This is a genomic window from Vreelandella nigrificans, assembly GCF_002374315.1.
Taxonomy (GTDB): Bacteria; Pseudomonadota; Gammaproteobacteria; order Pseudomonadales; family Halomonadaceae; genus Vreelandella; species Vreelandella nigrificans.
Window position 1 is genome coordinate 233,378 of sequence record NZ_NWUX01000002.1, and the last position, 21,850, is coordinate 255,227.

General features: G+C 53.2%; 18 protein-coding genes. 13 read left to right on the top strand and 5 right to left on the bottom strand.

Annotation, left to right across the window (positions count from 1 at the left end; all coding sequences use genetic code 11):
* Nucleotides 1-92 precede the first annotated feature (92 nt).
* The 8 genes from CPA45_RS04300 (at nucleotide 93) to CPA45_RS23255 (ending at nucleotide 10,273) form a co-directional block, all read left to right on the top strand.
* Complete coding sequence (locus CPA45_RS04300) at nucleotides 93-3,755, top strand: ATP-binding protein (protein WP_096650400.1); 3,663 nt, start codon at nucleotides 93-95, stop codon at nucleotides 3,753-3,755.
* Nucleotides 3,752-4,381 carry a condensin complex protein MksE gene (locus tag CPA45_RS04305; RefSeq protein WP_078088594.1) on the top strand — a complete coding sequence of 210 codons (630 nt, stop codon included), beginning with the start codon at nucleotides 3,752-3,754 and terminating at the stop codon, nucleotides 4,379-4,381. The genes CPA45_RS04300 and CPA45_RS04305 overlap by 4 nt, the downstream gene beginning before the upstream one ends.
* Nucleotides 4,378-5,607 carry a hypothetical protein gene (locus CPA45_RS04310; RefSeq protein ID WP_096650401.1) on the top strand — a complete coding sequence of 410 codons (1,230 nt, stop codon included), beginning with the start codon at nucleotides 4,378-4,380 and terminating at the stop codon, nucleotides 5,605-5,607. Before CPA45_RS04305 ends, CPA45_RS04310 begins: the two co-directional genes overlap by 4 nt.
* The gene (locus CPA45_RS04315; RefSeq protein WP_096650402.1) at nucleotides 5,604-6,470 is read left to right on the top strand and encodes a DUF7281 domain-containing protein; all 867 of its coding nucleotides are present in this window, start codon (nucleotides 5,604-5,606) and stop codon (nucleotides 6,468-6,470) included. Before CPA45_RS04310 ends, CPA45_RS04315 begins: the two co-directional genes overlap by 4 nt.
* A gap of 99 nt (nucleotides 6,471-6,569) precedes the next feature.
* A complete protein-coding gene (locus CPA45_RS04320; RefSeq protein WP_096650403.1) occupies nucleotides 6,570-7,415 on the top strand; it encodes an EamA family transporter in 846 nt (281 codons plus the stop codon).
* Nucleotides 7,416-7,783: 368 nt separating this feature from the next.
* On the top strand, nucleotides 7,784-8,668 hold the full coding sequence (locus CPA45_RS04325; RefSeq protein WP_096650404.1) for a hypothetical protein: 885 nt from the start codon (nucleotides 7,784-7,786) through the stop codon (nucleotides 8,666-8,668).
* A 371-nt stretch (nucleotides 8,669-9,039) separates the two neighbouring features.
* Entirely contained in the window at nucleotides 9,040-9,996 is a 957-nt protein-coding gene (locus tag CPA45_RS04330; RefSeq protein WP_096650405.1) for a ribonuclease Z, read from the top strand.
* Between the two features lie 121 nt (nucleotides 9,997-10,117).
* Nucleotides 10,118-10,273, top strand: coding sequence for a hypothetical protein (locus tag CPA45_RS23255; protein ID WP_422822001.1), 156 nt, complete (start codon nucleotides 10,118-10,120; stop codon nucleotides 10,271-10,273).
* Nucleotides 10,274-10,427: 154 nt separating this feature from the next.
* On the opposite strand, the gene CPA45_RS04340 is transcribed toward CPA45_RS23255, so the two are convergent.
* The 3 genes from CPA45_RS04340 to CPA45_RS04350 all read right to left on the bottom strand — a co-directional run bounded on the left by CPA45_RS04340 (nucleotide 10,428) and on the right by CPA45_RS04350 (nucleotide 14,285).
* On the bottom strand, nucleotides 10,428-11,621 hold the full coding sequence (locus CPA45_RS04340; RefSeq protein WP_096650406.1) for an E22 family MetX-like putative esterase: 1,194 nt from the start codon (nucleotides 11,619-11,621) through the stop codon (nucleotides 10,428-10,430).
* 240 nt (nucleotides 11,622-11,861) lie between these two features.
* Nucleotides 11,862-13,103 carry a PD-(D/E)XK nuclease family protein gene (locus CPA45_RS04345; protein ID WP_096650407.1) on the bottom strand — a complete coding sequence of 414 codons (1,242 nt, stop codon included), beginning with the start codon at nucleotides 13,101-13,103 and terminating at the stop codon, nucleotides 11,862-11,864.
* A gap of 9 nt (nucleotides 13,104-13,112) precedes the next feature.
* Nucleotides 13,113-14,285 carry a UbiH/UbiF/VisC/COQ6 family ubiquinone biosynthesis hydroxylase gene (locus tag CPA45_RS04350; RefSeq protein WP_096650408.1) on the bottom strand — a complete coding sequence of 391 codons (1,173 nt, stop codon included), beginning with the start codon at nucleotides 14,283-14,285 and terminating at the stop codon, nucleotides 13,113-13,115.
* 115 nt (nucleotides 14,286-14,400) lie between these two features.
* On the opposite strand from CPA45_RS04350, the gene CPA45_RS04355 reads away from it, so the two are divergent.
* The 5 genes from CPA45_RS04355 (at nucleotide 14,401) to CPA45_RS04375 (ending at nucleotide 19,090) form a co-directional block, all read left to right on the top strand.
* A complete protein-coding gene (locus CPA45_RS04355) occupies nucleotides 14,401-15,264 on the top strand; it encodes an NAD-dependent protein deacetylase (protein ID WP_096650596.1) in 864 nt (287 codons plus the stop codon).
* A gap of 42 nt (nucleotides 15,265-15,306) precedes the next feature.
* Entirely contained in the window at nucleotides 15,307-16,770 is a 1,464-nt protein-coding gene (locus CPA45_RS04360; RefSeq protein ID WP_096650409.1) for a protein adenylyltransferase SelO, read from the top strand.
* A gap of 44 nt (nucleotides 16,771-16,814) precedes the next feature.
* The gene (dinB, locus tag CPA45_RS04365; protein ID WP_096650410.1) at nucleotides 16,815-17,861 is read left to right on the top strand and encodes a DNA polymerase IV; all 1,047 of its coding nucleotides are present in this window, start codon (nucleotides 16,815-16,817) and stop codon (nucleotides 17,859-17,861) included.
* A 140-nt stretch (nucleotides 17,862-18,001) separates the two neighbouring features.
* Nucleotides 18,002-18,823 carry an alpha/beta fold hydrolase gene (locus tag CPA45_RS04370; RefSeq protein ID WP_096650411.1) on the top strand — a complete coding sequence of 274 codons (822 nt, stop codon included), beginning with the start codon at nucleotides 18,002-18,004 and terminating at the stop codon, nucleotides 18,821-18,823.
* 18 nt (nucleotides 18,824-18,841) lie between these two features.
* The gene (locus tag CPA45_RS04375; protein ID WP_038481590.1) at nucleotides 18,842-19,090 is read left to right on the top strand and encodes a YkoF family thiamine/hydroxymethylpyrimidine-binding protein; all 249 of its coding nucleotides are present in this window, start codon (nucleotides 18,842-18,844) and stop codon (nucleotides 19,088-19,090) included.
* A gap of 77 nt (nucleotides 19,091-19,167) precedes the next feature.
* Here the strand turns inward: CPA45_RS04375 and gabT are convergent, their stop codons facing one another.
* The gene (gene gabT / locus CPA45_RS04380) at nucleotides 19,168-20,442 is read right to left on the bottom strand and encodes a 4-aminobutyrate--2-oxoglutarate transaminase (protein WP_096650412.1); all 1,275 of its coding nucleotides are present in this window, start codon (nucleotides 20,440-20,442) and stop codon (nucleotides 19,168-19,170) included.
* Nucleotides 20,443-20,571: 129 nt separating this feature from the next.
* Nucleotides 20,572-21,786 carry a CaiB/BaiF CoA transferase family protein gene (locus tag CPA45_RS04385; protein ID WP_096650413.1) on the bottom strand — a complete coding sequence of 405 codons (1,215 nt, stop codon included), beginning with the start codon at nucleotides 21,784-21,786 and terminating at the stop codon, nucleotides 20,572-20,574.
* Nucleotides 21,787-21,850: the final 64 nt, after the last annotated feature.

Here is a 21,850-nt window from a genome sequence, read left to right on the forward strand (position 1 = left end):
ATGGCCACTTTCAGCGATCAGCAAACCGATCCGGCTCGTTATTGAAATAGCCATTTAGATAGCCATTGAAATAGTCATCGAAAGGACACGGCATGGCGCATCTGCTACGCATCGTTATGATTCACGGCCACTTAACGGGAGTGGTCGAGTTAAGTGTGGATGGTCACACCAATATTTGTGGCACCAACGCCTCGGGAAAAACCACGCTCCAACGCTTGGTGCCAGTGTTTTACGGCGAACTGCCTAATAAAGTAGTTCCAAAAACCCGCATGAAGTTTGATGCGTTCTATTTGCCGACACGCAATAGTTACCTGATATACGAATATCGCCGCGAGGCGGGCAACATCTGTCAAGCTGTGCTAACGCGCAAAGCAGAAGGTGGTGTGGAGTATCGGTTTGTTGGTGCACCTTACCGGCCAGAAGATTATCTGATCGAGACCGAACAAGGTCCTTTGGCATTGGAGTATGCGCAGTGGTCTAGCGGGCTGCGCCGTAGTGGGGTGCCCGTTTCATCCAAATTGGGTGCCACTTCAGAGTTTCGCTCGGTGATCCAAAACGATTTTACCCAGCTCCATGGTAATAGCCGCGACGGCCTAAAACTGCGCCAGATCGCAGCGCAATTTAGCTTAGTAAACCCTGAGCGGCGTATTCGTCATATCGAAAAGCTTGTCTCCGCTGTGCATGCCAAAGAGGGCAAGATGGACACCCTCAAAACCATGCTTGCGGCGATTTTTGAAGAAGATGGCGTCGAGCTACCTGTCACGCGGATTCGCAGTGCCAAAGCGCGGGAGTGGATTGCCCAGATGCGTCAGTCGATGCGCTTGGAGCCACTACAAGCATCTCTAACTAAGCTTGGCGGCATCGACCGCGAGCTGGCTCAGCTTGAGACCACTCTCTGGCAGCTCAAGCCGCAGCTAAGCGCCGACCACCAGAAGGTTGAGCAGCGCATCGCGGATCTGGATGGTGAACTAAACCGCCACCAGCGTGAGTTCCAGCAGCGTGAAAGTGATTATACCCAACAGCGGGACGAGCTGAACGACCGCCATAGTGAATTGACTAGCGACCTACAGCATACCCAGCGCCGTTTGAACGACCTGCAAACGCAGTTTGAGCACTACGCCGATGCTGACATGCCCGGCTTGGAGCGGGATATTAACGCGCTGCCCCAGTGGCGTGAACAGCGTGACCAGCTCCAGCAGCACCTGCAAGTAATGCAGGAGGCGGTGAAAGAGAGCCAAGCACGTTTGGATGGCAGGCTACGGGAGCTTTCGGAAGTGTTAGCTCGGCAGACTCAGGAAACGCAGGCGCTGATTGATGCTCTGACCGAGGAAAAAGCCGAGCGCCGAGAGCAACAGTGGCAGGCTGAGCAGCAGCACAATGAGCGCTATCAGCAAGAGCGTCAACGCCTTGAAGGGGAGTATCAGGCTCAGTTAGAGCTAGGCGTAGAGCAACTGGCCGAGCTAAAAGCGCAGCTGGCCATGCCCAGCCAAACCGCTGAAGAGCTCCAAGAGGCTGAGCTGACCCAGGCGCGATTAGATCAGTCGCAGCAGGAGCGCAGCGCAGCGGCAGCAACCCTCGAAGCACTGCGCCGCGAGCTTGAAAGCCACAAACGGGAGCGGGCGTCTGCCGAGCAGCAGTTGGTGCAGTGCCGCCAGCAGCGTGAGCGTACCGAGCAGCACTGCTTTGCGCTCTATCAGCAGCGTGATCCTGAGCAGGGGAGTTTGCGCCATTTCCTGCGTTACCACCGCCCTGGTTGGGAGCAGCAACTTGGCAAGGTGATCGCGCCAGAGCTGCTTGAGCGGCGAGACCTTGCACCTCAGTTAGCTGAAGGGGCAAGCGAGGATCTGTTCGGCCTGGCGTTAGATCTAAGTGCGATTGCCCTACCTGATTACGCCCAAGACGAAGCCAGCCTGCTAGCTGCCATTGAAGATGCCGACAGCGCCAAGCAGCGTGCCCAGTCTGAGTGCCTTGCTGCAGAAAAAGCCCTGAAGCAGCATAACGAACGGGTGCAGCAGGCTGATGAGGCTCAAGACCAAGCACGCATGGCCCATCAACGCGCTGAACAGGAAGTGGAGTATGCCCTTGAGGCTCGCCGCCAGCAGCAAGAGCGCCATGCCAAACGCCAGCAGCAGCGGCGGGCGGATTACCAAGCCGCGTTGGCTCGCCAGGAGCAGGCACAAGCTGAACTGCGTGAAGAAAAACAGCAGGCGCTTGCTGCTCTTGCCGAGACCCACCAAGGTCAGCTGCTGGAGCTAAAAGCCGACGCCCAAAGCCAGCTGGATGGTCTTGATGCACAGCTGCGCCAGTATAAGCAGCAGCTCAACGATGCCAATGCTGAACACCAGCGCCAACGTAGCGAACTGGAAGCGGCCTTTAGTCAGGAGCTTGCCGAGCAGGGTGTTGACCCCGCGCAGTTAAAATCCACCAAAGCACGTTTAGAGCAGCAGAGCGATCGCATCCGTAAAACAGCTGCTCGCCAGGAAGAACTCACCGAGTACCAACGCTTTATGCGTGTGGAATGGGGGCAGCATAAGCCGCAGCTAGTCGCCCAGGAAGCAGAGCTGGAGCAGCAGGATCAACAACTCAAGCGTGACAAAGCCCGTTTGAAAAATGACTTTCACGCTGCAAGAGAGGCGTATCAACGCGCAGTTAATGAGTTAAAAACTCAACGCAGCCATGCCCACGGTAGCTTGGAGGCGCTCACACCGCTACTGACACAGCTAGAAAGCCTGGAGCTTGTGGCAGAAAATGCTTCTGTAGAAGCCTCTGTTGGTGATATGGATGAGCGTATTGAGCGTGCCCGTCAGGCGTTGGCGAGCCGTCATCAGCAGCTAGAACAGCTGCGACGGGGTTGCCTGGAGGTGGAAAGCCAGCTAATTAAAGATGCCAGTAGCGGCTTTGCTGATGCCCTGCAAAGCGAGCGTGAAAAGCTGCCAAACGATAGCCCACGACTGCTATTGCCACTGCTACGTGGCATGCTAAAACTGCTGGAAGATCAACAGCAGCAACTGATTCAGGAAGGGCGCAATTTAAGCGATGACCTGGATAAGTTCTTTATCGTTTTTCGTGATCTTAATCGGCGCATTAGTGCCCAGAGCCGTCGTCTTTCCGATGAGGTGGCTGATGACCTACGATTAGAGGGCATCAGCAAGGCGGAAGTACGCATTCAGTCCACCATCGACGAGCTAGGGTTCTGGGAGCCGCTGAAACTGTTCGCTCAGCGTTATAAAGCGTGGCGGGAATCTGGACAGGCGCTGCCCAGCGATGATTATCTCAACGCCCTGGCAGATGTTGTCGATTTGCTGCGCAGTGACCAACAGTACAGCTTTGAAAGCCTACTGCGGTTAGAGCTGCACTTAAACGAAGGCGGCACGGATTTGGTGATCAAGAATGACCGCCAATTGCTGGAGTCTTCCAGCCACGGCATGGCTTACCTGATTTTATGTAAGTTTCTGCTGGCGTTTACGCGGCTGCTGCGGGGTGATGCACAAATCGCCATTCACTGGCCTATCGATGAAATCGGTACATTGGCCTACCACAACGTCGAGAAGTTGTTCGACGCCTGTGATAGTAACCGCATTCATATCGTCGGAGCCTTCCCCAATCCGGAGTCGGATGTACTGCTATTATTCGCCAATCGCTACCTGATTGAGCGGGGCGCAGGCAACAACCAGCGCCAGCTAAAACGTATTGAGCCACGCCTTAGCCCCATCGCGCAGCGGATCAAAGAGCGTCAGCAGGAGGTTAGCGCATGATTGAACATGGCCCGCTACTGGAACGCCTGCTGGCAGGAGAGTTTATCTGCGCCGTAAGCGATGAAAATGCCTTCCGCCATTTAACAAACGAAGAGACTCGTGAAGCCATCGACAGCTACCTGCGCCCGCTCAACCGTCGGCTGGCCAGTAATGATGAAGGTAGCGTTTACTTCTTGGCTTGGCGGCAGCTTAACGAAGCTGCTCGAGACCAACTTTCACGCCAGTTGGGTGAGACAGTCAACAGCCTGCTGCCGTTGCTGGAGTGGTTGCAACTGGTTCAGGAAGCGTTAGGTCGCGATACCTTAGCGGCCCCTGGCGATGTGCTCAAACCCGCCGAGTTCAGCGCTAAGTGTGAAGATAACCAAAGCCTGCGCGAACGCTTGGAGCGGCTGGCAACGGATAGCTTCTTTGGCTCTCAGAGTGACCAACTAGATGCTCAGGTCAAGCAGCTGTTTAAGCGTTTAAAAGAGCATGGTTACTTGCTTCAGCCTCATACCGAACGCCAAGTATTTGTAGTCACCGGTAAAATCGACTACTTGATTGAGGTGGTGCGCTTTATCCGCGATGAAGAAAATCTGCCGATTGATGCGGAGCGCGAAGAGGGCACCCAGGAGGCGCTGCTGTGAACGAGCTGGAAAGTCGCCTGCTGAAAACCGGTGCTGAACGGCTGGCGCTGTTGGGCAAGCATGCCGAACGTCTGATGCAGGGTTACACCCGGGACGACGTACCCTTAGAAGGTTTAAGCGATGGCGCGCTGCGTAAGTTGTTAGCCGCTCGGGTGCTATGGCGGCCTGACGAGCAGAGTGGGGTGAAACTGGCTCCCAAGGTGCGCGATCTGATTGCGGAAATGCTCGCCGATGAAACTCGCCGCCATGTAAATGCCGACGTGGCGGAAACCCTGGAGCTGGTACGCTCGTTGGTGGATAGCTACCGGGAGGCTCGCAGCCGTGGTGAGCACTGGCGACAGGAGCAGCAACTGTTGCGCCTGCGCCAGGAAGTTGATGACCTGAATGGCCGCTTCGCTGATGCCATCGATAGCCTCTGGCAGCGGTTGAATAGTGATTTCGGCTTTGTCAGCCAGTTGAACGATAAAATTCGCGAAAACGACCGCGCCCAGAAGCAGATTGTCCGGCTACTGGATGGCTTGGCGTTGATCGACTTCGACGAGCTCATTGAGCTGGTGGGTAGTGATGGCAGCCTGCGTAAACTACTTATCAGCCAGTTACAGCATCGATTAAGCCACCACTACACCAGCCTGAGGGAAGTTCAGAGGCGGCTGATTGAACTTATGGCGCGTTTTCGCAAGCAGCAGGCGCGCAGTCGTTTGATCAGTGGCATGGTGGCGTTTATGCGCGAACACCCAGGCTTTGTGCCCGGCAACTATGCCAAGCGCAGCGAGGTGCCAAATTTGTTCAACCACGCAGCGCCATTAAGCGCAGCGGCCTCCCCAGCACTAGATCGAGTGCTGGAAAGCCGAGTGTTGGCAGAGTTACTACATGAGTTACCGATTCCGCGCCATGCAGCGCAAACTGTTGAGTCGGCAGTACCTACACTCACACCGGAAGACAATCTCGCCGCTGCTCGCCAGCAAGCGCTTAAGCTAGATGTCGAACGTTTCTACCTTGCGGTGTTGGATCAGCCCCAAACCGAGCCGGTTAGCGCGCTGGCCTACCTGAAGGAGAGCCACTTGGAGTGGCCTGGAGAGATTTGGCTGTTTCAGGTAATTGCTGAGTACCAAGGCCTGCCGCGCAGAGAGCAGCAGGCGTTCCACTTGCACCAACAGGAAACCAAAGCCAGCACCTTCAACGATTTACGGCTAATTCACGACGTAGCGCTGGCGGTAGCGGTATGACGTTATCGGGCCGTGCCCGGGCCGGGCTTAATGGTGTTGTGCGAGAGCTTAACCGCCAGCCCTTGGTAGAAAAGCCGCGCAGCAAGTGGGTAGAGGATGTAGTGGCTTGGTGCCACCAGAAGGATATCGATCTGACCACGTGGATTTCCAACCAAACGCTGCGCTTTGACGCCAACCTATTGGCGCAAATTAATAGCATGTTGGAAAGTGACCGTTTGGCACCGCTTGGGCACTCGTTAAGCGGTTTAAGTAGCGCCGCCCAAGCAATAGAGGGGCTTGAGGAGGATAAAAGCATCCGCGAGGGCCCCCGTGCAAAGCGGCTGTTGATCAACCTTCCGCAACAGCCCTCCACGTGGCTTGCGCCAGAGTCACGTAGCATTCGAGACGTTGATATAACCAGCTTAAAGCTGGCCGCGTTTGGGGCGTTAGTCCAGGTAGAAAACTTGGACAGCTTCTACGTATTTTCACCAGAGATAGATGCACTGAGCGGTTACGCCAACCCACTGGTGGTTTACCGCGGCGACAGCCACTATGGTGGCGGCTTTGCGCAGCTGGAAAAGGCTTGGCGAAAAACCAATCGACCACACCTTTATGCAGGTGATTTTGACCCCAAAGGAGTGACCCTAGCCCTAGACAGTGGTGCCACGCATCTACTGCTACCTAACATCGAATGGCTAACCCAGCACGTCACGCCATTACACATGCCCGCCGAACAGCTGCCTTTCCAACGCCGCTTGCGCCAACGCCATGTCACGCTACCGGACCACCATCCATTACGCCCATATTTAGTGCTACTGGAAAAACAGCGCGGATTAAAGCAGCAGTGGTTTGGTGGGGAGCTGGTGAGCGTGGGGTTAGCGTGAGGGTGGCAGTAGCAGAGCGTGCGGACATAAGGATTTGAACTACCCTGGGAAACTAGCTTTTCTTAACGTTGTATTCTGACCGCTCAAGGACACGATGACATGAGCACAGAAATCACAATGATCGTACTGCTCGCTGCCATCTTTAACGCCTGCTGGAATGCGATCGTTAAAGTGAGTGGCGACAGGATCGCCGTCATGGCGGTGATCACCCTGTTGGGCAGTCTCGTTTCTGCACTCGCCTTGCCTTTCGTGGCGCTCCCTGACCCTGCCAGTTGGCCGCTTCTTGGCCTAGCCATTTTGATTCATACCGCCTATCACTTTTGCCTGCCAATGGCTTACCACTACGGTGATTTTGGTCAGGTATACCCCATTGCGCGTGGATCGGCGCCATTACTCGTTACACTTGGCGCAGCCGCATTCGCTGGCGAAATGTTGGGGTTTCTCCCGTTACTTGGTGTGCTGTTTCTCGGGGTAGGTGTGATGTCGCTAGCGCTCGATACAAGCACCGGTATTACCAGAAATCCCCGCGCTATCCTTCTTGCTCTAGGTACGGGTGCTTTTATTGCTTCCTACACTCTGGTGGGCGGTCTGGGGGCACGACAAGCTGGCTCGGTACTCGGCTTTGCGGTTTTATTGACCCTCGGTAACGGCTTACTGACGTTTGCTATTGCACTGACATGGAAAGCCAAGGAGATAAAAAGAGTTATATCCAGCAATTTGGCTCCCGCCGTTGTTGGCGGCGGGATGCAGGTTGGTGCGTATTGGATCGTTATCTGGGCCATGGCCTATGCCCCACTTGGCATGGTTTCGGCCCTCAGAGAAACCAGCGTGCTGTTCGCCGCACTGATTTCTAGCATTATTTTGAAAGAGGGTTTCGGCGTATGGCGGTTTGTTTCTTCTGGCCTGATCGCTTGCGGTATTGCGTTGACACGTTATAAATCTTAGAAAAGCTCGTGCCGCTGATATGGCTTGTTGGTTATCTAACAGCTCTCCACGCCCCCGACAATGTCTACTCAATTAGCTCTAACCTTGTTCATATTGGTCACGCTTTATTTATAAAACCGAGCACACTGCATAACCGTTGAAATACCCTCATCTACCTCATGCTCATTGCCCGGAAGTATTATTGGAGTTGGCAAAATGCGGAGGCACATGAATTTCGGATATACTGTCAAAATTGGATTTTCTTCCAATTGAATCAGTGGGGTAGAGTCGAAATTGCTAGAGCCATAACCTCATTGGTTCTGCTGTCACGCTCATTGGGAGTATGTAAGCTACATATATTCTTTACTAAATTTTTCAGGAGAAATCAAGTGGATTATCATGAATTGAGGAAGTTTAGGAGTGAGATTGATCTGGCAGAAAATTTTTTTACTGAATTTGCTGCTAGAGAAGATGAGATTCTAACTTTCGGTATGCGGAAGGTAGCAAAATGGGAGAGCTATATTGCGACCTCAGAGCACCTTAAGGCGTTTGAGACAAAGATACATGAGTTCGAGGAGTTTTTAAGGCCGGTAGATAAACTGCTTTATGAGCGCGTAAGGAAGTTGCTCAATGATTCAAATATAGTTGAATCTATAACTGGAATTGAGGTTGCTTTGAGAATTGCTTCAAATAAACAAAAGCTAAGCGTGCCTAGTGAGGTTTTAAGTGGTCTACTTCTGCAACTTCCTTATTTAGCTAACCTTTTTAGGAGGCGTAAGTTGTTTTCTGAAGAAGTAATACCAATTCAGAAGCTTATAGTATCTCTTGGGCGGCTGAATAATCTTGTTGCAATGTCAGAGAGTTCTTATATCAAGCGTTGGAGTCGTGATAGCGATGTTTTTAAACCTTCCAATCTTGACGAGGAAAAAATAATCATATTTATTGAAACTGCAATAAGTGAGATAGAGGATAACTCGCCTCTGTCGGCTGAAGATAAAAAGCAATTGATAGAGTATTTGTACAAAGCCAAAATCGAGTTTGCTAGCGAGCGTCCCTCTTGGAATAAAATTGTTGGTGCACTTGTGATTGCTGCAGCGATCACAAGTGGTATTTCTGATTCTTCAGGAGCTTATGAAAATATTGACAAGGCCATAAAGTATATTCTTGGCACATCTATAGAACAGTACATGCCGGCGGAACGGAAATTACCTTTGCTTAAAGAACCTCGAAAAATAGAAAAAGAAGATGATTTTTCTGAATTTATCGACGTTTAAAAGACAGTTTGAGGTGGTCTTTGAGATGCAATTTCGTCAAGTGTTTTTTAAAATTATATTTTGCAGAGTACAAGCACTTTAAAGGTTGCAGCGGCGTGGCAATTATACATAGCCAAGGTAGTGCTGGCGTGCTGGTCTGCAAAGGCAATCAAGCAACGGACATATTCGTTCGGTCTTTCATTAAGAAGATATAAGTTTGCTTTAGACGCGACATATGGTGAGCTAACACATAACAAATGACATTTTGTCGGACGTAGTTAGGCCTCAATTGCATAAATGTACGCCTAATCATCATCGTATACGCACTAACGTTTAAATTTAGCTAGCTGGCAATCCACCGCTTTGGTCTCTAAGCGAGAGCACAGAAAAAGATGAACTTACTCTTCCTAGGCACCTCCGCCGGTGTACCCACCAAAAGCAGAAACGTCTCCGGAGTCGCTTTGCGCGAGAGCAAGGGGAAGGGCTGGTACCTGATCGATTGTGGTGAGGGTACCCAGCATCAGGTCTTGAACACGAAGTTGTCGTTTCATTCGCTGAAAGCCATCTTTATTACCCATGTGCACGGCGACCATTGCTATGGGCTGCCGGGCATACTGGCGAGTGCGGGAATGGGTGGCCGGAAAACACCGCTGACCATTGTGGCGCCAGCAGGTATCAAGGCATGGTTGGAGGCTACCTGTGAGGCCACACAGCTATGCTTGCCCTTCGCCCTGGAGTTTATCGACTCAGACGAGCTGCCCAGCGTTGAGTTTGAAAGCATCGCGGTTACCACCTTCAGGCTTTCACACCGGGCGCCGTCCTATGCTTATGGGTTTACGGAGACAAAGGTCGACGCTGCCTTGGACGTGGATAAGTTAGCGCAAAAGGGGATTCCGAGAGGACCGTTGTGGGGGCAGTTGAAGCAAGGGTTTGATGTTGATTTTGAGGGTGAGCTTTTAAAAAGCCATGACTACCTGATCTTCAAACATAAGCCAAGGAAAGTGGTGATCGCTGGGGACAATGACCAGCCTGAATTGTTGTTAGATGCTTGCGCGGGGGCACAGGTACTGGTGCATGAAGCCACCTACACCGAAGAGATGGCCCAAAAGGCCGGTGATGTAGGGCATAGCTACGCCAAGCTTGTCGCCGCGTTTGCCGAATCGGTACAACTACCCAATCTAGTGCTGACGCACTTTAGCCCCCGTTACCAGCTCAGCCCCCATGCATTGCCTTCCATTGAGGAGATTCGCCAAGAGGCCCAGAGTGTCTATTCGGGTTCGCTTTATTTGGCGCAGGATTTTGGTGAATACACACTGGATAAAGCGGGCCACTTTTCTGAACTGGCATAGCAAGTTTCTCGACTCTTTTTGATGTGTACCATACTGATGCCTAGATAGTGAATTACGAAGATTACTACTGAGGTACCGCTACAACCCTCCCCATCCTGGTGAAGTATTACGCGAGCTTTGTTTGGAGCCTCTAGGCCTTACTGTGACAGCTGCTGCCGAAGCGCTGGGTGTAAGCCGCAAAACGCTCAGTGCCGTGCTGAAGGCAAGGTGGGTATTAGCCTTGAAATGGCTGTTCGGCTTTCTATTGCATTTGATACCTCTGCGGAAAGCTGGCTGAACCAGCAGTCCCAATACGAACTCTGGCATGCCGAACAGCATCGTAAAGAGCTTAAGGTAAAGAAACTCGTTGCTGCCTAGCGCACCCAAAATAGTCTTAACGCTGGCTTTATAAAGCCAGCGCTTACTTCGTTATTTCAACAGGATTCCAAACGTTACTTCAAAAACTCTCTTAGCGTTTCGCTGGCTTGGTCAATAGTGACAATGCCGTCTAAATGCCCGCGGTTGCCTTCCAGGGGTTTAATCGTTACCTCACTGCCACCTGCTTCAATTAGCTCCGCTGTGTGGCGCACGCCTTCGGGGGCGAAGACAAGGTCGTTTTCGCTGTAGAGCATCAGCGTGGGGGCATCGATGGCGGCAAGCCCTTCCTCTAAAGAGTCGCCATAACCCGCTAAAAAGGTTTGGTTGGCACGCACCAGATATAGCAGGTGGTTAGCATCAGAAAGCTCCGCACGTGCAGCGGCGATATCATCCAGCGTTTTCTCAATGGCGTAGCGGGCGTTGATATCCTGGGCGGGGTTGTGTGCTTCGTCGGCCCAATCGCGGTTGAAGGTTTCATTGGCCCACTGCCAGTGATTGGCATTGAGCGTAACCAGTTTCAGAGCCTCTTTCAGCCCTGCGGTAGGTGGTTCGCTGTCGTAGTAGTTACCCTCGTTCCAGTGAGCGTCTACGCGAATCGGGGCCGCCCATGAGCTTAGCGTGGCCAACAACCAGGGGTCGGCAACGCCGCCGCCAATCACGGAGATTAGCCGTTCTACTCGTTCAGGGTAGGCGCTTGCCCACTCAATGGCCTGTAGCGCGCCCATTGAGGCACCCATCACCGCATGCAGCGATTCAATACCTTGGCTTTCCAGTAGCTCGCGCTGTACCTCGACAAAATCGCGGATGGTGACGACCGGGAAATCCATGCCCCATAGCTCGCCGGTATCGGGGTTGATGGAGGCGGGCCCGGTGGTGGTGACATTGGGGTCATTGGCATTCAGGTTAACCAGCGTATCCGAGGAGATGATGTAGTACTCATCGGTATCCAGTGGTTTGCCGGGGCCAATGATGGCATCCCAGTAGCCGGTCGGCTGCCCATCTGCCTCATAGCGGCCTGCCGCATGGCTGGTGCCAGAGAAGAAGTGGGTAATCAGAATGACATTATCGCGGGCGTCATTGAGCTCGCCGTAGGCTTCCCAACCCACCGTGACATTGGGGATCGTCTCACCGCCCTGGGTAGTGAAGCTGTCCATTTCGAAAGTCTGTTTCTCGACGACGCCATCCCAGGCCCAGAGGGGAGAGGCCAGAAGGAGGCCAAGGCCGGAACAGAGTGTTGCCGTGAAGAGCGTTTGTCGTATAGATGCCATTGGGTTGCCTTTAACGAGGATTTATTGTGATTGTTTTGGCCACCGGCAGTGGCCACCCTCTCAGCGTAGCCGACCCTAGCGCATTTTAAACGCTTTCAAGTCGCACCGTTTAGCGTATCAAGTGCTTGAGGAAAACCAGTAGCTAGCAATTTTCACGGCATAGTCACCGTGCGTAATATGCGGCTTTGAACCACCCTGATAAATTGGCACTAGTGCGGAACCGCGTCCGCATCAACCTCATTAGTCAGTTTTATTGGTTTCTGGCTCGAAAGCGTATTCATTCACCCATTTGGCTAAATCACCCAGCGCTTTCATGGCACCAAGCTTGGTGTACTCTCTGGGCCAAACACTCAAAGCCAACCAGCGTCCTTTGACTTCATACCAAGTATCGTTGTCTCCGCCATCTCTGTACCAACTGCAGCCCGGCTGCTTAGCGACAGGCGTTATGTTCAGAAATGCCTGTTCGGTCTCTTTCAGCCAAGGGTCATTGCTTTCCTGACTTTCCAAATATGCCCGAACCTCGAAACCAATGCTTTCATCGCCTTCTGACTCTGATGAAGGGTAATAAATAAGGCAAACTTGAGAGGCTCCACCATGACTCTTACTCCAAGCACGGGGAATGAAACGCCACACTCTTGCTTGTTTCCAATTTTCCGGCTTCTTATTAGTAGTGAGCTCGTTGATGTCTATGCCTAACTCAGCAGCGATAGAGCTTTTCCCTTCCACCATCAACTCTTGTTCGAATTGCTCTAAACGCTGAGATGCTTCGTGCAAGTCATTGAAATGTTTTAACGAAAATAACAGCTCATCTTTCGTCATTGTCTTTTCTTCTGTTGGATGGGCGATAGAGGAGAGGTGCTGCAACAACTCTTGATAGAAAATTTGCCATTTTGTCTGGCTAGATAGTGCTGCATCTTGCCCGTACAGTTCATAGGCCGAGACCAATAGTGCTGCATAGGATAGTGTCGGCCAGCCTGCGCTATTGGCGGGAGCAAGAACGCTTTGCTTTGCGTCGTCTGGGCATAGAATGCATTTGTAGGCTTTAACCCCGTAGCTGTTCAGCAAATCGTTATAGGCATCAAACGGATTATTCTCCGCCGAAGCCCAAACTTTATGCTCAATGCCCAAAACGAAGTCATTTCCTGAAACCACTAGATCAAGGCGCTTGGTCGTTTCGCTCTCAGCATTCCAACTGCCTGCTTCCCGCTCAGTAGTAACCGTTTCCCAGTCGATTTGCTGTAGATGTTCGTGATCGAATTGACCTCTACGTACGAGTGCATGCAGCAGGGCTTTGGCTAACCAGTGGGGCGCACCGGGATAACCGCCCATAAAGAAGGCCATTAAGTTCGATAGGCGATTCTCATTCTGCCCAGGCCCTGCAACGGAAAATAGATTGGGGATAGGGGGTGGCGGTTTGGGCAGCAGAGCCAGCTTCTCGAAAAACCGTTCCAACGCTGCCAAATCAGTTGTTTCTGAATGCATTAATTAATCCTAAAACATTTTGAACGGATTCAGCCCATTAGCTTGCTGCATCATCATGCGTTTGGCGAACGGGAAGCGCTCAGCGAGCTGCAGGCTTAAATCGCCTAGCTGGCGCAGCGGTTTGGCACCGGTAAACAGGTGATGAAAACTGTCGGTGGCGGCGATCATCGCCTGATTGGCCGCGCGGCGCTGGCACTCAAAACGCAGTAGGTTGAGGTAGTCGCCGGGGTCGCGGCCCTGAATAATGATCTCGGCCAGGGTGTCGGCATCATGAAGACCGATATTAAGCCCTTGCCCTGCTAGGGGATGCACCACATGGGCGGCATCGCCAATTAGCGCCAAGCGCTTGCTGATATAGCGTTTGGCATGCTGGCGTTTAATTGGAAAACTGCCCCGGGCCACAATGCGAGTTAGCTTGCCTAGGCGTTTGGGAAAGGCGGTTTCTATTGCCATCTGAAGGGCGTCGTCGGAGAGTTGCTCGCGTGCTTTAGACGCTTCATCACCGTCGTACCACACGAGTGATGCGCGCTGGCCTGGTAACGGTAGCATGGCAATCGGGCCTGTAGGGGTGAAGCATTGCCAGCTTACATCTTGTTGGGGAAGCTCGGTCTCTACATTGATAATCAACGCCCGCTGATGGTAGTCGTAGCTGCTGGTGCTGATCCCCGCTAGCTCTCTGAGTGTTGAACGTGCGCCGTCCGCGCCAACAATTAATCGGGCGCTTAAGGTTTGGCCGTTATCCAGCTCCAGCATACGGGCGGTGCTGGTCGCCATGGTGCTTAGCGGTACGCACTGGGTGTAACAGGTAATGCTGGGCAAATTCTCCAGGCGCTGCCACAGCGCATATTGCAGCGTGCGATTTTCAATAAAAATACCAAAGTCTTCCATGCCACTGTCTTGGGCAGAGAACAGCGAGTGACCAGAGCCATCCTGATTCGCTACATCGATATGACGAAACGGGCAGCAGCGCTCTTCCGGCAGCATGGTGCCACTCGCTTTCACAAACGCCAGCGAGCGGGCATTGAGCGAGGAGATACGCAGATCATAATCGCCACTGGGTGGGGTAGGGGCGTGGCCGCGCTCCACTAACCCAACAGAGATGCCCGCATGGCCTAGCCTAGCAGCCAGGGCGGCACCCACCATGCCGCCGCCGACAATAATAATCTCGTGATCCCACTGCATGAGATTCTCCTTACGTTGAATAATGAGGGCACATTGCATGTCCCTTGATTGTCATACAGTATCGTTTACTTGTCGTAATGTTGCCTAGGGTGATCCATTGACGCAGGCCGTGGAAATGATGAATAGCATTGCGCAGATGGGTGAAGCGCTGGCGGATTTTATAGAGCGCCACCCCAAACTGTGGGTGATTACCGGGGCGGGAGTGAGTACCGATAGCGGTATTCCTGACTACCGCGACGCAGATGGGCAGTGGAAGCGGCCGCCGCCGGTCCAGCATGGCGATTTTATGGCATCAATAGCGGTGCGCCAGCGTTACTGGGCGCGAGCACTGGTCGGTTTTAAAGCAATGCGTGAAGCCCAGGTGAGCGGTGCCCACCGGGCGTTGGCAGCGCTTGAGTCTATGGGGCATATAGAGCTATTGGTGACCCAAAATGTGGATCGCCTACACCAGCGGGCGGGGTCGAGAAAGGTAGTGGATCTGCATGGTCGAGCAGACATCGTGGCGTGTCTGTCGTGCGGTTATCAAATGATGCGTCATGCCATGCACAGCGAAATGGCCACCATGAACCCCTATTTTACAACCTTGGATGCCCGCCATGCGCCAGATGGTGATGCGGATTTAGAGACCGATTTCTCGACCTTTAAAGTACTGGATTGCCCGCGCTGTCGAGGGATTTTAAAACCCCAGGTTGTCTATTATGGCGATGTGGTGCCACCTGCTCGGCGCCTAGCTGCTCAGGCTGGACTTGAAAATGCCAACGCGGTACTGGCGGTGGGCACATCATTGATGGTCTATTCCGGTTACCGCTTCTGTCGCGATGCCCACGCCATGGGCTTGCCAGTTGCTTCGCTTTCACTGGGTGTGACCCGCGCCGATACGTTGTTAACTCACCAGTGGCGTGCCCCTATTACACCCGTGCTAGAACATGCGTTAAAGGTACTGCGCTTTTCGTCTACGCTGGTATCGACAACAGGTTAACCTGACTAGAATAGTCGGAAATAGCCACGCCTTGGAGCGATTATGCTGACCTTTGAACACCGCTTCGCCTCGCTGCCCGAGCCGCTCTGGGTTGCCTGCCAACCAACACCCGTGAATCACCCAGCGCTGATTGTATTTAATGAGCGCTTGGCAGAAATGCTAGGCATGCAGGTTAAACCTGATGATGCCACCCTTGCCCAATGGTTTAGTGGCAACCAGTTGCCGCCAGGCGCGGAACCACGTGCGCTGGGCTACGCTGGGCATCAGTTTGGCAACTTTGTGCCGCAACTAGGTGATGGCCGTGCGCTGCTGTTGGGGGAGGTCATCGACCAGCACGGTGTACGTCGTGATGTGCAACTCAAAGGCAGCGGCCGTACGCCATTTTCCCGTGGCGGCGATGGTCGCTCGCCCTTAGGCCCTGTGTTGCGAGAGTATTTGGTCAGCGAATTTATGGCTGCAATGGGTGTTCCCACCACGCGTGCCCTGGCTGCCGTCACCAGTGGTGAGCGGGTGGTACGCCAACTACCCGAGCCGGGCGCAGTATTTACCCGCGTGACCAGCAGTCATATTCGTGTGGGTACGTTCCAATTTGCTGCTGCACGTCGGGATGAGCAGGCACTAAAAGCCCTCGCCGACCATGTGATTGCCCGTCACTACCCCGAAGCTGCTAGTGCCGAAGATCCTTATTTGGCGCTGTTAGAAGCAGTGTTAGCTCGGCAAGTTGTGTTGGTGGCTCGCTGGATGAGCCTTGGTTTTATTCATGGCGTGATGAATACCGACAACTGCAGTATTGCAGGGGAAACCATTGATTACGGCCCCTGTGCCTTTATGGAGCAGTTTGACCCGCAAAAGGTCTATAGCTCGATTGATCAAGGCAAACGCTATGCCTTTGATAACCAGCCTGCCATTGCCCAATGGAATCTGGCACGCTTTGCCGAAACACTTCTGCCACTGATGCGCGAAGAGGGCGATACCGTGGTAGAGCAGGCTACCGAGATCATTCGCCGCTTTGAGCCACTGTTTGATGCTGAACAGCGCCGCCTGCATGCGGATAAACTGGGCCTCTCACCAGAAAGCGACCACGCTGTGTCACTGATGGAAGGGTTGGAAAATCAGATGCATCAAGGACGCATGGATATGACCGGTACCTTTGATGCATTGACCCATTATGCGGAAACCTCAAGTGAGCAGCACAAGAAGGCACTGCTAGCGCTGACGACTCAGCCCAACCAGTTGACGGTATGGCTAGATGAGTGGCAAGCAGTACAAGCTGCCAGCCAAGATAGCCAGCGCTTGGCCGACATGCGCCGTGCTAACCCAGTGATTATTCCCCGTAACCACCGAATTCAAGAAGTTATTGATGCGGCTTACGAGGGCGATTTTGGTCCTTTCCATACACTACTAGCGGTCGTCACCAAACCATTTGATGACTCCGTTGACGCACGCCGCCTGGCGGCACCCGCCACCCAGAGTGAACAGGTGTTAAGAACATTCTGCGGCACCTGATGCTGTGATAAACTGTGGTTTTTTACAGTTAGTAAAGGTGGCCAGTGCGCAAGATCATTCACTGCGACTGTGACTGTTTTTACGCCTCGGTGGAGATGCGAGATAACCCAGCGCTGCGGGATATCCCTATTGCCATCGGCGGCAGTGTGGAGCAGCGCGGGGTGGTCGCTACCTGTAACTATCCGGCTCGTGAGTTTGGCATTCATTCGGCGATGCCCATGGGCCAAGCACTGAAGCGCTGCCCGCACCTGACAGTCATTCGCGGTGATATGGCCAAATACAAGGCAGTGGCGCGTCAAGTCTTTGCGATTTATCGAGATGTAACCGAGCTAATTGAACCGCTCTCACTTGATGAAGCCTTTTTAGACGTTTCCGCTGTCACTCTGTACCACGGTAGCGCTACCCGTATGGCCGAGGCGATTCGCCAGCGTGTGAAAAGTGAAATCGGCATCACTGTCTCGGCGGGAGTCGCACCTAACAAATTTCTCGCCAAAATTGCCAGCGATTGGCGCAAGCCCGATGGCCTGTTTGTTATCACCCCCGATGAGATTGATAGTTTTGTGCAGCAGCTGCCGGTAAAGAAAATCCACGGAGTAGGGCCGCGCACCGCTGAAAAACTGGCAGGGCTGGGTATCCATACCGGCGCGGATTTGCGCGCTCGCCCACTCACCGAGCTGGTAGAGCAGTTTGGCCGCTTCGGCCATCGGCTGTTTGAGCTTAGCCATGGGCGTGACGAGCGACCGGTGAAAACCCACCGCGAGCGTAAGTCGATTAGCACCGAGCAAACCTACTCTAAAGACCTGCCTACCCTGGAGGCTTGTTGCCGAGAGCTGCCCGAATTAATTAGTGACCTAGAGCAGCGCTATTCCAGGCTAGACCCAGCGCCCGCTGTGCGTGGGCTAATGGTGAAAGTGAAATTCAATGACTTTACTCAAACCACTGTGGAGCACGCTGACCCAGCGCCTAATCTTGAGCAATTTGAAACGCTACTTAACGTTGGCTGGTCGCGAGGAGCAAGGCCTGTGCGGCTACTAGGTGTTGGCTATCGTTTGGCAGAAGAAACCACCGTTCAGCAACTCTCGCTGTTTTAATTAGCCTGTTAATACTTATGTCGATTGACGGTTTGTCAGGCGCACGTTAAAACAGATGTATGATAGTTTGTCCAAACAACCGATAGCGCTGATGCTGCGCCAGCGCTGCTCTTCTATCTTATTACTCTGCGAGCCAAACCATGCCTGCCCATGTTGCCCAACGCCCTCGCTTAGTGTTCGCCCATGCGAATGGCTTTCCTGGCTTAAGCTACCGCACCTTGCTGGATCCACTAGCGGACACCTTTGATCTCCACCCGCTGGATCGCTTGGGGCACCACCCTGACTACCCGGTAAATCATAACTGGGGCAATTTAGTCGATGAGCTACTGAGCTACTTACCTGATACTGGTGCGCCACTATTGGGTGTTGGTCACTCGCTTGGTGGCACTTTGATGGCCATGGCGGCAGACAAGCAGCCAGAGCGCTTTTGCGGGGTGATTATGCTCGACCCGCCGTTAATGCTGGGGCCGGATGCCTGGGTGATGAAAGCGGCCAAGCGGTTTGGCTTTATGGATCGCATCACGCCTGCTGGTAAAACCCAGGGGCGGCGCAGTGTGTGGCCAAGCCGCGAAGCAATGGCTAACTCGTTGCGCCGCCGTGGGCTATTTCGGCGCTTTACCCCAGAGGCATTAAACGACTACATTGAAGCAGGCTCGCGCTTGTTAGACGACGGTAGCGCTGAGCTAACCTTCGACCCGAGTGTCGAGGTGGAGATTTTTCGCCATTTGCCGGATCACCTTTCTGGGCTGCCACGCCGAGTAGGTGTGCCGCTTCAATTGGTGGCAGGAAGGGAGTCACACTTACTCACCCCCACACGGGTTAAGCGGCTCCAACGTCGCGGCTTGGCCATTAGCGAGGTCCCCGGCACCCACATGTTCCCTATGGAGCATCCAGATGAAACGCGAACCGCAATACTAGCGGCGTGGCAGCGTTTTGAACAGGGAGCCATTAAGCGCGCATAAATAGCCTAAGGAGGCAGGATGTATCTTTCCGTACAGCTCAGCTATTACCCGTTGGCCGATGATTTTAAGCCAGTGGTTAAAGAGGTGGTAAAACGTTTGGAAGCTACAGGATTGGAGGTACACCCTAACCGAATGAGTACCCAGGTGTTTGGGGAGTTCGATGCAGTGATGGCAGCCTTAAGCGATGTAATGAAGTGGTCGTTTGAGACTCACGGCAAAGCCGTCTTTACGGCTAACTTCCTTGAGGGTGACCGGCGTCCACGTTAAAAAAAACGCCGCCCAGCTTTGAGCTGACCCCCAATACCCAATAGTTGGGCGGCGTTTTGTCTGGTCGTGAATAATGCTTATATCAGCGATTCCAGGCAAGATTCGATAATATCCAGCCCTTCATTGAGCACGCTGTCTTCAATCGTGACCGGCATCAGGAAACGGATGGTGTTGCCGTACATGCCGCAAGAAAGCAGGATCAACCCTTCTTCACGGGCTTTCTTGCACAGCGCAGCGGCAAGCTCTGGATTCGGCGTGCGATCCGTTTTGTTCGAGACCAGCTCAAATGCCGCCATAGCGCCCATGTTGCGCACATGATCAATACATTCAAACTTGTTCTGCCACTCACCAAAACGAGCCGCTAACTTTTCACCCAACGCTTGGCTTTTCGCAAGAATGTTCTCTTCTTCGAACACTTCCATCACCGCGAGTGCTGCGGCACAGGCAGTGGGGCTGCCGGTGTAGGTACCGCCAAGAGAGTTGGGGCCTGAGGCGTCCATGACCTTATCAGTGCCGACAATCGCAGAGATTGGCATGCCGTCAGCCATACTTTTCGCCATGGTCATCATGTCTGGCTCTACGCCGCTATGCTCAATGGCGAACATCTTTCCGGTACGTCCAAAGCCAGACTGCACTTCGTCGACGATCATCAGCATTCCGTGCTCATCACAAATCTCGCGGATCTTCTTCAGGAAGCTTGTGGGCGCTGGGTAGAAACCGCCTTCACCCAATACCGGCTCCAGAATGATAGCTGCGGTATCTTTAGGGTTGGCGTCGGTTTTTAACGTCATTTTTAAGCCACGAATGGCTTCATCTTCACTAACGCCGTGATAGGGCACAGGGTAGGGCGCACGGAATACTGTGCCAGGCATCGGGCCGAAATCGGTTTGATACGGAGCAACTTTGCCGTTCATCGCCATCGTGTAGAAAGTGCGACCGTGATAGCCGCCGTCAAAGCAGATGACGTTAGAGCGACCGGTGGCAGCACGGGCAATTTTGACTGCGTTTTCCAGCGCTTCTGCGCCGGAGTTAGCCAGCATTACTTTGGCATGGCCACGCACCGGTACAATATGGCTGAGTTTTTCAGCCACTTTTACATAGCCCTCATAAGGCATTACCGTCTGGCAGGTATGCATTACCTTATCAAGCTGGGCTTTAACGGCAGCTACCACTTTGGGGTGGCGGTGACCAATGTTTAGTACGCCAATGCCGCCTGCGAAGTCGATAAAGCGGTTACCGTCAGCGTCCCAGATCTCAGCGTTTTCGGCACGATCCGCAAAGGCTGTAGCGGGGCTTGCAGCACCTGCTGCGACGTACTTCTGCTTTAGTTCGTTTAGCTCGGCATTGCTCATGGCTCAACTCCTTCGTATGGTGAATACTACCTCAGCATAGTGCGCAAAAAACGTTAACACATGTATAGCAACGCAATGATGTCTGGGAAGTGTTATATCGCACCTTGCACGATGAGGCGTTGTCCTGCGTTAAATGATGCCTGCCTTTTTTAGCGCTTGGCGCTGTTCGCTGGTAATGCCAAGTTCATCGAGGATCTGCTGAGTGTGTTCACCTAGAGAAGGGGGAGCTGTCTGAGCGCTGATGGACTCACCGTTGATGCGGATAGGGTTAGCCACTAAGTCGACATGACCTGCTTGGCTGTGGGGTAGGGTTTGCTTTAGACCGCGGGCTTTCACATGGGGATCATCAAAGACACGGTCCAGGGTATTAATTGGCCCGCTGGGTACACCGGCGGCTTCAAAGTCTGCCAGCCATGCATCGGTATTTTGTGTCAATAATACGGCTTCCAACAACGGAACCAGTATTTCTCGGTGTTGCACACGTGCGCCGTTGGTGGCAAACCGTGCGTCTAACGGCAGGCTTGACTGGTCGATCACGTGGCAGAAACGCTTAAACTGTTCGTCATTGCCGACCGCAACAATCATATGACCATCTGCCGTGGCAAACGCTTGATAGGGCACAATATTGGGATGCGCATTCCCCAGCCGCTGGGGTACTTGACCGGAAGTTAAGTAGTTGAGCGCTTGGTTTGCCAGTACGCCCACCTGCACGTCCATCAGCGACATATCAATATGGCAGCCGATGTCGGTGTCGCGGCGCTGGTAAAGTGCTGCCAGCACTGCATTGGCGGCATAGAGGCCGGTGAAAATATCGGTAAAGGCAACGCCGCTTTTGACGGGGCCACCGCCGAGTTCATGATCAGGCTTGCCGGTCAGGCTCATAATGCCGCCCATTGCCTGAATCATAAAATCGTAGCCAGCACGGTGTGCGTAAGGACTTTCCTGGCCAAAGCCAGTGATCGAGCAGTAGATAAGCCGAGGGTTCAGTGCCTTAAGACTAGAATAGTCCAAGCCGTACTTTTTCAGGCCACCCACCTTGAAGTTCTCAAGTAGCACATCCGAGGTGGCGGCAAGCTGCTTAATCAGCGTTTGGCCTTCAGGCTTGGCCATATCTACCGTGAGCGAGCGCTTGCCGCGGTTGGCACACAAATAATAAGCTGACTCTGAACTGCCAGAGAGCCACGGTGGCCCCCAGTGGCGAGTGTCGTCTCCACTGATGGGGCGCTCTACCTTGACCACATCAGCCCCCATATCTGCGAGCATCTGTCCGCACCACGGGCCAGCCAGTACGCGTGAAATATCGAGTACTTTAATGCCTGCCAGTGGCTTGGTTACTATGCTCATCAACGGCCTCACTCGATCAGTCTTGAAATAGGTAGATTCAACGCTTGGTGGCTAGGGGCTTAGC